The organism is Gilliamella mensalis (assembly GCF_900103085.1).
Lineage (GTDB): Bacteria > Pseudomonadota > Gammaproteobacteria > Enterobacterales > Orbaceae > Gilliamella > Gilliamella mensalis.
The window spans coordinates 1-12,669 of record NZ_FMWR01000004.1 but is presented as its reverse complement, the minus strand read 5'-3'; the positions used below and the strand labels follow the sequence as shown (position 1 = coordinate 12,669).

Genomic DNA, 12,669 nt, shown 5'->3' with positions numbered 1-12,669 from the left:
AGGGTGATTATTATTTTTCCAATTAGCTTTCATTACTTGCGATAAATGGGGTACACATCATAATGGCATGATTTTCGCTGATGAGCTTTTCTTCGACATGGTTATCAATTAAATGTGTTTGGCGTTGCCATATTTTATTATGTCTGGTATAGCCTCACCACCACTGTTGTTCAATGCGATGATCGGTTTCTAGGATTGCATAATGATGAGTTAATGGGATATTAGTAAGTAATTCACCATGTAAATACTTATCATCAAGCCAAAGATTAAGCCGGTAAGTGATATTAGTTTTATTGATTAATTGTAAATCAACATAGTTATAAGACAAGGTTGCGCCACAAGCAAAAGGAATTGTACGATTGATATCAGGGAAAACATCAAAACTATGCCGCCAACGCTCCATAATGGTGAGATCAGAGTGTAGCACAATCCAATAAATCAAATTACCTAATTGGCATAATCCTCCGCCAATGTCTTTGCCTATCTGCCCCATTATGTAATGATAGTCCTTCTAAAAATCCTCGTTTTTTCGATGGGCGTCCTACTTTTTGCCAGATCGAAAAATGTTGATTGGGCTTAATGATTGAACCATTAAGTTTTTCAATGGCTAATCTAAGATTAGTAATTTTATTATATTGTAAATACATATCCACATCTTTTAGCGGTCTTAATAAAACAGACTGATGTTTTTTGTGTGAATAACAACAGGTATTATTATTTATGTCGATAGTGCTATAGGAGTGACGATGTCGCCACCACTCAAATTTTCGTTTTAAGATAAAATACTCTTTGCCTAATTTTAGCTTTCATTTACTGCGTTTTAGCGGTTTATCGACAATGATATCCTTCATATTTTTCCATTCCTTTATCTACAATATATAATCAGTTATTTTTCTAAAGATGACAGATAGTGCTCGCTCAACTTGTCGAGAAAAGCGAAAAGTTTTTGATTCATTGCCGTGTAATCATGCGAGCGAAGCGTATCAGGCGTATCAACAAAGCGGTAATTTGTAGCTTGACTAAGCTCTTTTTGCGAATGGGCAATCAGCAATTCAACGACTTCAGGCGTGAACTCCATATGGCATTGAAATCCATAAACGAAGTCATTATAAGCAATGATTTGCCGAGGGCACCCTGCACTATAAGCTATAATTTGGGCATTTTTGGTTAAACCAGGCATATCATTGTGCCAATGACCGACTTCTAATGTATTGCCAAAATCAGCAAATAAAGGATTGGTTTTACCGAGTTGCGTTAATGTAATTGGGAATTTTCCAATCTCTTTTTCTGGGCTTTGGGCATGACTTGCGCCTAACGCCTCACCAATTAATTGAGCGCCTAGACACACGCCAATAACTATTTTACCGGCATTTATCATTGATAAGATCACAGCTTGTTCTGCTATAGAATCAAAATGAGCACACTCTTGTTTGGTTGTTGATGGCGATTGTGGACCACCCATAACAATAAGAAAGTCGATATCATCAATGCAATTAGGAAGTGGTTCACCAAGATAAACGCGACAATAGGTTATGGAGTGATGATGCATTCTAGCCCACAGTTCATAGGCACCAGGTGCTTCGAAGGCTTCATGAATAATAAAATGTATATGCATTAATGCACTCTCCTTTTATGGTAACTATCATCAATAAATTTATTTAGTTATATTCAATTGTACATTTTATATGCTTTTGCCGTGGTACATTAGGGCGTGTTGATCTTTCGTGATTATTTTTTAGACGGCATGATGTGAGTTATAATAATTCTGCAAAAAACAACCATAACTCGATTCATCATGCCAAGAACAATGCTAACAGATAAACGGTGGGAAAAGCTACTACAAATAATGAAAAATACCGGGCGAGTTTATAATAAATCCGAGCATCGGATGACGTTTGAAGGGAGCCTTTTCCGAATGAGAACCGGTATTCCTTGGCGAGATTTGCCAGAAGAGTTGGGTGAATGGAGCACCGTCTATAGACGATTTAATTTGTGGTCTAAAAAAGGAATATTAGTTGATATTTTCAAACATTTATCACAACTAGCGGATTTTGAATGGGTGTTCCTAGATGGCTCGATTATCAGGGCTCATCAACACAGTACAGGCGCTGCAACGGAGCATTCCGAGCAAATAGGTCAGAGCTGTGGTGGTCATTCAACTAAAATTCATCTTGCGGTTGATAGTGGTGGTTTGCCTATTTGTTTTGAGCTTTCTGAAGGACAACGACATGATATCACTTATGCAGAAACCCTAGTTGAAAAGCTCGATGAAGTGAATACAGTGATAGCCGATAAAGGTTATGACAGCGAGCCTTTTCGGTGCTTTGTTCGTCAAAAAGGCGGACGAACGGTGATTGCTAAACGTAATTATGGTAAGGATATAGATAAGAGCAGTATGGATAGGTGCCTTTATCGCTATCGTCATTTAGTCGAGAATGCCTTTGCTAGAATCAAGCAATATCGTTCAATATCAACTAGATACGATAAGTTAGAAAGGAATTATGCCAGTATGGTATCACTGGCATTTATGTTAATGTGGCTGCCAATGTATTGTTGAGTGATTTATGTACAGCAAAGATCAACAGCCCCTAATAAAAAAGCTAAACTTTTTATTAAAAAATTTTCATGTAGACAAAATATTTCGCATTTATTTTTTTATATTTACTAAACGGAACAATGAATATGCATTATGAATAAAATTTTTATATATCAAATTGTTATAGATATTTTGCAACCAAAATATTTTGCTTTGGCATTTAGAAAAATGTTGAAAGATATAAGGTTGTATTTTTTATAACCACTTATAAAATTTTAGATTTTATTGTAATTTTTCAAGAAATAGAGTAGTTTGTTATGCTAAAATGTTTATCTGTTTAGATAAAGTAAATAATCGATTTTATAAGGAATAGAAAATGTCAAATAGTTATCAAAACGAAGTTCCACCTGCTCGAGTCAATATTCAACTAGATCTTCACACTGGCGGGGCCCAGAAGAAAGTTGAATTACCGTTAAAAATTTTATCGATTGGTGATTATGGTCGTGGCAAAGATAAACGCCCACTTTCAGAAAAAGAGAAAGTATCTATCAATAAAAATAATTTTGATGCAGTATTAAAAGAGTTTAGACCTACTGCCAAAATTAGTGTACCTAATACTATTGCTGATGATGGTAGTGATATTAGTGTTGATCTCGCTTTTGAATCAATGAATGATTTTAAACCAGAACAAGTCGCAAGAAATATTCCTCAACTTCGTTCTTTGCTTGCTATGCGTAATTTATTAAGAGATTTGAAATCTAACTTACTAGATAACGCTACATTTCGTTACGAACTAGAGAAAATAGTAAAAGATGAGCAATTATCTGATGAGCTGCGAGCTGAATTAGAATCAATTGTATCTGCAAACACAAAATAAGTGTTTTTAATAAATAATCTCGGTTAATTTCGAAATAAATTATATCGCTATAGATAAGCAATAAGGAAAAAACGATGAGCGAACAAAAAGAACAAAAAACTGCAAATAAAACTGTTTTAGAGGATAACGGTAGTGTTTATCAATCTTTATTTGATAAGATAAATTTAAACACTATCGAAAAAGCAGGTGAGATCGATAAATACGAAGACAATGATGTATTATTTGAAACCTCACAAGATGAACGGGTTACGATGGCCGTTGATATTTTACTCAAATTGATTCAAAGTTCATCACAAAAAGTTGAAAAGTTAGATAAACATTTATTAGATTACCATATTAGCCAAATCGACCAAAAACTAAGTCGACAACTCGATGCGATTATGCATAACGAAACTTTCCAAGAGATCGAAGCGACGTGGAGAGGTTTAAAATTTTTAGTCGATCGTACAGATTTTAGACGCAATGTAAAAATTGAATTATTAGATGCTTCAAAAGAAGAACTTCGCCAAGATTTTGAAGATGCACCAGAAATTAGCCAAACAGGCTTTTACCGACACACTTATATTCAAGAATATGACACACCAGGTGGAGAGCCAATTGGGGTAACTATTTCAAATTATGAATTTGATCGTAGCCCACAAGATATAGCTTTATTACGTAATGTTTCGAAAGTGGCAGCAGCGGCACATATGCCATTTGTAAGCTCTGTTGGTCCAAAATTCTTTGGTAAAGAAACGATGGAAGAAGTGGCAGCAATCAAAGATATTGCTAACTACTTTGATCGTGCGGAATACACTAAATGGAATAGTTTCCGTGAAACAGATGACTCACGTTATGTTGGATTAACATTACCAAGAGTATTAGCTCGTTTACCTTATGGTCCAGATACTGTACCGGTTCGAAGTTTTAACTACATTGAAGATGTTAAAGGTATTGAACATAGCCGTTATTTATGGGCAAACGCTTCATATGCTTTTGCAGCTAATATGGTAAACAGCTTTATTCGTAACGGTTGGTGTGTACAAATTCGAGGTCCTCAAGCTGGAGGTCTAGTTGAAGATTTACCTATTCACCTCTATGATTTAGGTACAGGTAATCAAGTTAAGATCCCAACAGAAGTTCTTATTCCAGAAACACGTGAATTTGAATTTGCTAATTTGGGCTTTATCCCTCTTTCTTTTTATAAAAATAGAGATTATGCATGTTTCTTCTCTGCAAATTCAGCACAAAAACCTGCGTTATACGATACAAAAGAAGCAACTGCAAATAGCCGTATTAATTCCCGTTTACCGTATATCTTCTTATTATCACGTATAGCTCATTATTTAAAAGTGATCCAGCGAGAAAACATTGGAGCAACAAAAGATCGTAGAGTTCTTGAACTTGAGTTAAATAAATGGATCAGCAATCTGGTTACTGAAATGACCGATCCAAGTGACGAAGTACAAGCATCTCATCCATTACGTGAAGCGAAAGTAATAGTTGAAGATATTGAAGATAATCCAGGATTTTTCCGTGTTAAAACATTTTTAATCCCACACTTCCAGATTGAAGGAATGGATATTAATTTATCGATGGTATCACAGATGCCAAAAGCTAAAGCTTAATATCAAAAAATCTGGGTGGTAGGATTCATGAAAATTTTTCGTCCTTTATGGAATGAAGGCGTCTTTTTGACGCCTCAACAATTCCAACAACAAGCATTATGGCAACAGTTTTCCTCTCAAAAGTTAGCTACTATGGCAGTAGCTAATCCTTGGGGTATTGAAAAGTTAGTCATTGATACACAAGCACTGGCAATAGATCGCTTGCAGGCAGAGTCGATTAGTATTCGCTTTCACGATGGTGTGCTAATTAACACTGATACAGCAGATAAATTACCAGAAGCTAGAACACTCAATACCGATATTCCTCCTGAACGTGAAGAGGTCACCGTGTTTGTTGGTATTCCATTGCTACAGGCTAATGGGGGTAACTGTTTACAAGACAACCAACAAATTGAAAGACCGCTTCGTTATAGGCAAGAATGGATAGAAGTAATCGATTTATTTGGGCAAAATACTGAAACGATTGCAGTTGAGCGTTATGCTCTCACTTTTTTATTTGATTTTGAAGATCACAGTGATTATTTAACATGTCCAATAGCATGTCTGAAACGTGATTTAAATGGTCGTTTTGTGCTTGATCTTGATTATCTTCCACCACTAATTAATCTATTTACTCAAAGTGGAACATTAATAAAAGAGTTGGAGTTACTGTGTATTCAAATGCAGGCTAAACGCCAGCGGTTAATGGGAATGCGGCACGAACGTAATGATCAAATGGCTGAATTTGCGATAGCTGATGTATCTCTATTTTGGCTTTTAAATGCACTCAACACATTTGAGCCTCAACTTAAGTTTTTACGTGATAACCCAACTATTCACCCAGAAAACCTTTATCAAACATTAACTGCATTAACCGGTGCATTATTAACATTTTCATTGAAAAATGATGTTGATAATATTCCAGCTTATCAACATACCAATCTAAATGACGTTTTTCCGCCACTATTTGGATTAGTACGTAACTTGTTAGAAGAAAGCTTACCATCTAGGGTGATTAAAATTGATTTGGTACATGACAAAGACACGTTATGGACAGGTCGCTTAAATGACGCTCGTCTTGTCGAAGATGCAGACTTTTATCTCTCAGTACGCTCAAGTATGCCTGGCCACCAATTACAGTCGCAATTCCCAATATTATGTAAAGCCGGTGCACCAGATGATGTAAGACAAATTATACATTCAGCGTTATCGGGGATCCCAATAAAAGCACTTAGTCATGTTCCTGCGGCAATACCGATACGTTTAGAAAATCAATATTTTGCATTGGATCTATCTCATAAAGCGGCCAAAAATATGTTGCTCACCCGATGTTGTGAATTTTATGTACCACGAGCAATGCCTGATATTTCATTAGAACTTTTCGCTGTTTTGCGATCATAGGGTCAAGATTATGAGTATAGAACCAAAAACAATAGTCATTGATGAATTATTACGAGATTCGATATTGGTTGTTGTACAACTAAAAGTAAAAGCTGATATTCCATCTGGGCATAAATTATATGAAATTTGCAAACAGCAAGTAACGACTGTTCGTGAAACACTATATAACGCACAATATAGCCAAGATGTGATTGATGATATTAGTTATGCATTATGCGCATTATTAGATGAAACCGTATTACTCTGTCATCGAGATAATCCCAAAAACCAAGACTATGATGAGTGGTTAGGTGCTCCACTACAAGTGATCTTTTTTAATACACATAATGCAGGTTATGATTTATTTGAAAAAGTGCGTACGCGCTTAAAAGAGGATAAAAAAGATTCAATTGTATTAAGTTGCTTTGATAGAGTGTTGGGGCTTGGTTTTCAAGGATGTTACCTTGATAAACCACAGATGGAGCGAGAACATTTGGTTTTAGCCCTACGTGAAGCTTTACGAGAGTATGAACCCGATCAATCTCATCCTATTATTGAACAAACCAAGACTTATCGTTATTTAGGTCGTAAAACGATGTTGTTATCCTGTACAGTATTATCTGTGCTTGCGGTTATTATTCTTTACTTCGTATTAGATTATCGACTTGATATGTTGATTAAAAAAATTGTAGGTTAAGGGAAATTTATGAGCGATTACCCTAAACAAATTCAAATTATTTATGCGTCCATATTAGCTCTGTTGCTTCTATTTGTTTTTTTACCAATAGCCATCGGTTGGAAGATCATAGGTGCGCTTTTAGTCTTAGTTATTTCAGGTGGATTACTATGGCGAATGAAATGCTATCGGCGCATACTTGCATCATCAACAACAAATATTGAATTTTTAACCCAAAAACTTGATTTATTACCTGCAAGGCAGCGTTATCGTTTACCTATTTTATTGGTAGTAGGTAGCGGAGCAAAAGACTTTTTCCCTAAGGATTTATCACTCGCAGAATCGAATATTGTTGTATCATCAGAAGCGGTTTGGATCTATGTTGAGAAGTATTCACACTTATCAATCGTCTATGATTCATTGATCGCAAAATGGCCAGATATGATAGGTCGAGTTGGCGTATTTCTTGCATTAGTACCAGAACTCGAGGACAAACAAGGGCTATTCATTGCTAACTTGCAAGCGTTTCGTCAATCCTGGGTAGACACATGTCGAATTGCAAAATATCAACTACCTGTTTATTTATCGACGCATATTGGTCTAAATAATTTAATTTATGATGAACAAAATCCATTACCTGTTTACTGGTTTCAATTACTCAATCACAAATTGTGCTTGCTTGATCGTTATTTATCACCACTAGATAATTGGGTTAATGATATCAAAATACCGACTAGTGAAAGAGAAAGACGATTACGATTAACACCATTTTTAAATGAAACACAATCTTGGATTGAAAATGTCATATTAAAAACATTAGCTGACACAAAACAGCCTATTGCAAAATGTGAACCGACAGCAATAGCGATTTATCCTATAAATCAATCTATTGTCAATGACAATATCATACAAAAAAGATGGGAAAGTATCACGACTTTATCACTACCAAATAATCATAAAGTCGAAGATAACGTAAGCCCACCAGATGCCCTAATTAGATTTATGCCAATAGCTTATCCTTTTTCACCTATTTGCTTGATGATTTGTGGCTTAATTACGATCACCTCTTTGTTTATTATGGGATGTTTAGGCGCATCGTTTTGGAACAATATTAAACTTTCTGAAAAAATTCAAAATGATATTCATTATTATCGTTTGATTTCAATGGATAGTTATGAAGAAAAGCGACAAGCACTTGAACAACTCAAAGAAGATAGAACAATGTTAGATCAATATTTAGCTCAAGGAGAACCTGTTCGTTTGGGAATGGGGCTTTATCACGGGCAACAATTAGTTGAACCATTAAATGTTTCTATGAGTGATTATGTGGCTAAACCGCCAGAACCAGAAAAAATTATTATCACAAAAAAAGAAATTATCACAAAAGAACCACTGCCGGTGATTCGTTTAGATAGTTTAGCATTATTTGAGAGTGGTCAATCAAGCTTAAAATCAGATTCAACTAAGGTATTAATTAATGCTTTAGTTGAGATGAAAAAACAGATAAATGCTAATCACGACACAGGGTGGCTTATTTTAATTGCAGGGCATACCGACTCAACAGGTGATAAAGATAAAAATATTCAATTATCACTTGATCGTGCAACAGCGGTACGAAACTGGATTATAAAAACTAGTGATATCCCTGAAACCTGTTTTGCTATACAAGGGTATGGAGCAAAAAAACCGTTAGTTAGTAACGATACTTTAGAGGATCGTGCAAAAAACCGACGAGTAGAAATTAGTTTAGTTCCTCAAATGTCAAATTGTATTTTGGCTGATGAAAACTAAATATGTGAAACAAAAACAAAAACAAAAAGGAGTAAAAATAATGGCAGTTCCAGCGTACATGTTTTTAAAAGACGATGGCGGTGCAGAAATTAAAGGTTCTGTAACTGTAGCAGGTCGTGAAGGTAGTGTTGAAGTGGTTGAATTTGATCACAAAGTCTATATTCCAACAGATGGTAATACAGGTAAATTAACAGGAACACGTGTTCATAAAGCACTTGAATTTGTTAAAGAAGTTGATGCTTCATCACCTTACCTTTACAAAGCTGTAACAACAGGTCAAAACTTAAAGTCTGTTGAAATTAAATGGTACAAAATTAATGATGCAGGACAAGAAGTTGAATATTTCAATACATTAATGGATGGCGTAAAAGTTGTTTCTATTAAACCTGAAATGCACAACATCAAAGATCCAACAAAAGAACAATACAATCATTTAGAGCGTATTGAATTACGTTATGAAAAAATCACATGGACTTATAAAGATGGCAACATCATCCATTCAGATAGCTGGGTAGAAAGTAGAGGCTAATGTGATTTTTGTTGATTCTGTTGTTATGACAGAATCAACATTTTTTAATAAACAATAATATAATGAAAGGAATAGTAATGATTGCCGATCCGTCTATTTTATTAAGGCGACTCAATCCGTATTGTGCAAAAGCACTTGAAGCGGCAGCTGAATTATGCCAAACCAGAGCACATACCGAAATCACACTTGAACATTGGTTAATAAAATTATTAGAGCAAGGATCAGGTGATATTACATTTATTGCAAGGCATTATCAGTTAGATATGGATAAAGTGTGGCAAGGGCTGTTAAATTATCTAGACACATTACCACATACCATTAATACAAAACCAAGTTTATCCTCATCATTGATTGCGGTATTACAGTCAGCATGGCTAAAGGCTTCACTTGAAGATCAGGAAGATATCATTCGCTCTGTACATATTTTGCAAGCCCTACAAGAAATGCCTCACTGCTTAAAAGCACAAGATGCATGGCAGCTACTTAGCTTGTCTGTTGTTTCATTACAAAAAATGCGCACTAAATTAAATGAAACATCAGATGAAAGCCCAGTAAATCAATATAGCTATTATGTAGATAATGGTATTGATGGCACAGCGCAATCAAAAATGGATTCTAAACAAGATTTGCAAACTGCTGATACTAAAAATAACCAACAGCAAGCGGTACAGCAAAAACATTATCAAGCAGCACTTAGTCGATTTACCGAAGATATTACCGAAAAAGCAAAAGCAGGTAAAATTGATCCAGTGTTTGGTCGTGATAGTGAAATAAGGCAGATGATTGATATTTTATCTCGCCGTCGTAAAAACAACCCAATCTTAGTGGGTGAACCAGGGGTAGGTAAAACAGCATTGGTTGAAGGACTGGCGCTACGCATTGCAGAAAGTAACGTACCCAAAAACCTTGAAAACGTTAGCATATTAACGCTTGATCTTGGTTTACTACAAGCCGGTGCCGGCGTAAAAGGCGAATTTGAACAAAGATTAAAAAATGTGATTGAGGCTGTTCAACAATCACCGAACCCAATATTACTTTTTATTGATGAGGCGCACACCATTATTGGTGCAGGAAATTCCGCTGGTGGCGCTGATGCAGCAAATTTATTAAAACCAGCCCTAGCTAGGGGAGAACTACGCACTATTGCAGCTACAACATGGTCTGAGTACAAACAATATTTTGAAAAAGATGCCGCACTAGAGCGTCGTTTTCAAATTGTTAAAGTTGATGAACCAGATGATGAAAAAGCCAGCCTTATGTTACGTGGATTAAAGTCACGTTATGCAAAACATCATGGTGTTCATATATTAGATGATGCGGTTAAAACAGCCGTTTCGCTCTCTAGGCGCTATATTAGTGGTCGTCAGCTTCCAGATAAAGCGGTCGATCTATTAGATACCGCATCTGCACGCGTGCGAATGGGGCTTGACACTATACCTGAGATAATTACGCAACTTGAAGCCAAAATTGCCTCATTTGTGATCGAAAAAGAAGCTATACAAGCAGATTTAGCTCTTGGTGAAAATATATTACCCGATCGTATAGCTGAAATCGATCGGCAACTTAATGAATTACAAAATAAACTGACCATTCAACAAACACAATTTGAAAAAGAAAAAGAACTTGTTGAAAAACTAATTGAGTTACGTAAACAATTAACTTCAAAAACGGATAACAAAATACGCAAGCAATTGACAGAAACACAACAACAGCTAATTGCACTACAAGGCAGTACACCTTTACTTTCGTTAGATGTTGATAGTCGTATTGTTTCTTCAGTTATTTCAGATTGGACTGGTGTTCCACTAGAAAGTTTATTAAAAGATGAACAAAGCCATTTACTTGCACTTGAGGATGATTTGCATCAGCGTGTAGTGGGTCAAGATAACGCACTATTTGAGATAGCAAAACGGATCCGTGCAGCAAAAACAGGGCTGACATCAGAAGATGCTCCAATGGGTGTGTTTCTATTAGTTGGACCGTCAGGGGTAGGTAAAACCGAAACTGCATTAGCTTTAGCTGATACACTCTTTGGTGGTGAACAATCATTGATCACAATTAACATGTCAGAGTATCAAGAAGCGCATACTGTATCACAACTCAAAGGTTCACCACCTGGATATGTAGGTTATGGCCAAGGCGGTATATTGACTGAAGCGGTTCGTAAACGCCCATATAGCGTTGTATTGTTAGATGAAGTTGAAAAAGCACATCGCGATGTATTAAATCTATTTTATCAAGTGTTTGATCGTGGTTTTATGCGGGATGGTGAAGGTCGTGAAATTGATTTTCGTAATACCTTAATATTAATGACCTCTAACCTAGGCAGTGATGAATTAATGGCATTATTTGATGAAATGCCAAATGCCGACATAGCAACACAACATGAATTGTTACGCCCAATTATACGTGAACATTTTCAACCTGCGTTACTGGCACGCTTTCAAACGGTTATTTATACCCCATTAGGTGATATAGCATTACGCAAAATTGTTGAAATGAAATTAAATAAAGTTGCCAGCCGATTACAAAAACATTACAAAATTGAGTTTAATGTCGGTGAAAAACTTTACGATACCTTGGTTTCGGCATGTTTATTGCCAGATACAGGAGCACGTAACATTGATAGTATTTTAAATCAACAAATTTTACCTGTGGTATCTAACCTGCTATTACAACGAGTTAACAATCACAACAATCAAGCACTAACGTTACAACTCGACTTTAACGAAAAAGATGGCATTGTACTTGAGTGGGTAACAAAAAAGGATAAAACGACGTCAACAAAAGCTAAAAAGGTTACAACGAAAACTGAACCAATAGAAACAACCAAAGTAGCAGAAGCAACCACCCAAAATAGACCAAAAAGAGGAAAAAAGAGAACAGTAAACAACAAGCAGTAAAAGATAACAAAAGTCACGAAAAATAAAAACTAATATAAATAACGGTAAGATTAAATATAGAGATAAAGGGAAACAGTATGGCGAGGTCGCTTAATCATCTGATAAATCAATTAGGTGAAGGATTGGTTAATGGATTAGTCAGTGGTTTGGGCGGGGTGAGCCATAACCGCTATAGCTTAACCATTGATGGACTGGGTGCGCCGATATCGGTGTTGCATGTTGACGGTGATGAGCGGCTAAATCAGCCGTGGCGTTATATAATTACCTTTACCAGTTCGGATAAAGCGTTATCCTTTGCGGCGGTACTCAATCAAAAAGCTTGTTTTTCCTTTAATCCGGTTATCACCAAACCATTCACTTCCGCTATCCGCTCATTAAGTGACTTACCCAC

General features: G+C 36.0%; 11 protein-coding genes and 1 pseudogene. 9 read left to right on the top strand and 3 right to left on the bottom strand.

Annotation, left to right across the window (positions count from 1 at the left end; translation table 11 throughout):
• Positions 1-154 precede the first annotated feature (154 nt).
• From BQ5209_RS10775 to BQ5209_RS02260, 3 genes are all read right to left on the bottom strand, one after another.
• On the bottom strand, positions 155-493 hold the full coding sequence (locus BQ5209_RS10775; RefSeq protein ID WP_208609926.1) for a VanW family protein: 339 nt from the start codon (positions 491-493) through the stop codon (positions 155-157).
• Complete coding sequence (locus tag BQ5209_RS10925) at positions 444-647, bottom strand: VanW family protein (RefSeq protein WP_208609925.1); 204 nt, start codon at positions 645-647, stop codon at positions 444-446. The genes BQ5209_RS10775 and BQ5209_RS10925 overlap by 50 nt, the downstream gene beginning before the upstream one ends.
• A 239-nt stretch (positions 648-886) precedes the next feature.
• On the bottom strand, positions 887-1,615 hold the full coding sequence (locus BQ5209_RS02260) for a type 1 glutamine amidotransferase (protein WP_085246957.1): 729 nt from the start codon (positions 1,613-1,615) through the stop codon (positions 887-889).
• A 180-nt stretch (positions 1,616-1,795) separates the two neighbouring features.
• Here BQ5209_RS02260 and BQ5209_RS02255 point away from each other — a divergent pair, with 180 nt between their 5' ends.
• The 9 genes and pseudogenes from BQ5209_RS02255 to BQ5209_RS02215 form a co-directional block, all read left to right on the top strand.
• A complete protein-coding gene (locus BQ5209_RS02255) occupies positions 1,796-2,557 on the top strand; it encodes an IS5 family transposase (protein ID WP_085246956.1) in 762 nt (253 codons plus the stop codon).
• 355 nt (positions 2,558-2,912) lie between these two features.
• The gene (tssB, locus tag BQ5209_RS02250; protein ID WP_085246955.1) at positions 2,913-3,413 is read left to right on the top strand and encodes a type VI secretion system contractile sheath small subunit; all 501 of its coding nucleotides are present in this window, start codon (positions 2,913-2,915) and stop codon (positions 3,411-3,413) included.
• A 74-nt stretch (positions 3,414-3,487) separates the two neighbouring features.
• Complete coding sequence (gene tssC, locus BQ5209_RS02245; RefSeq protein WP_085246954.1) at positions 3,488-5,020, top strand: type VI secretion system contractile sheath large subunit; 1,533 nt, start codon at positions 3,488-3,490, stop codon at positions 5,018-5,020.
• A gap of 27 nt (positions 5,021-5,047) precedes the next feature.
• Positions 5,048-6,400, top strand: a complete 1,353-nt coding sequence (tssK, locus tag BQ5209_RS02240; RefSeq protein WP_085246953.1) for a type VI secretion system baseplate subunit TssK — start codon at positions 5,048-5,050, stop codon at positions 6,398-6,400.
• 10 nt (positions 6,401-6,410) lie between these two features.
• Positions 6,411-7,076, top strand: coding sequence for a type VI secretion system protein TssL, short form (gene tssL, locus BQ5209_RS02235; RefSeq protein ID WP_085246952.1), 666 nt, complete (start codon positions 6,411-6,413; stop codon positions 7,074-7,076).
• 9 nt (positions 7,077-7,085) lie between these two features.
• The gene (locus BQ5209_RS02230; protein WP_085246951.1) at positions 7,086-8,846 is read left to right on the top strand and encodes an OmpA family protein; all 1,761 of its coding nucleotides are present in this window, start codon (positions 7,086-7,088) and stop codon (positions 8,844-8,846) included.
• A 40-nt stretch (positions 8,847-8,886) separates the two neighbouring features.
• Entirely contained in the window at positions 8,887-9,375 is a 489-nt protein-coding gene (locus BQ5209_RS02225; protein WP_085246995.1) for an Hcp family type VI secretion system effector, read from the top strand.
• A gap of 77 nt (positions 9,376-9,452) precedes the next feature.
• The gene (gene tssH, locus BQ5209_RS02220) at positions 9,453-12,278 is read left to right on the top strand and encodes a type VI secretion system ATPase TssH (RefSeq protein ID WP_085246950.1); all 2,826 of its coding nucleotides are present in this window, start codon (positions 9,453-9,455) and stop codon (positions 12,276-12,278) included.
• A gap of 77 nt (positions 12,279-12,355) precedes the next feature.
• Positions 12,356-12,669, top strand: a pseudogene (locus BQ5209_RS02215) (hypothetical protein); the annotation flags it as partial.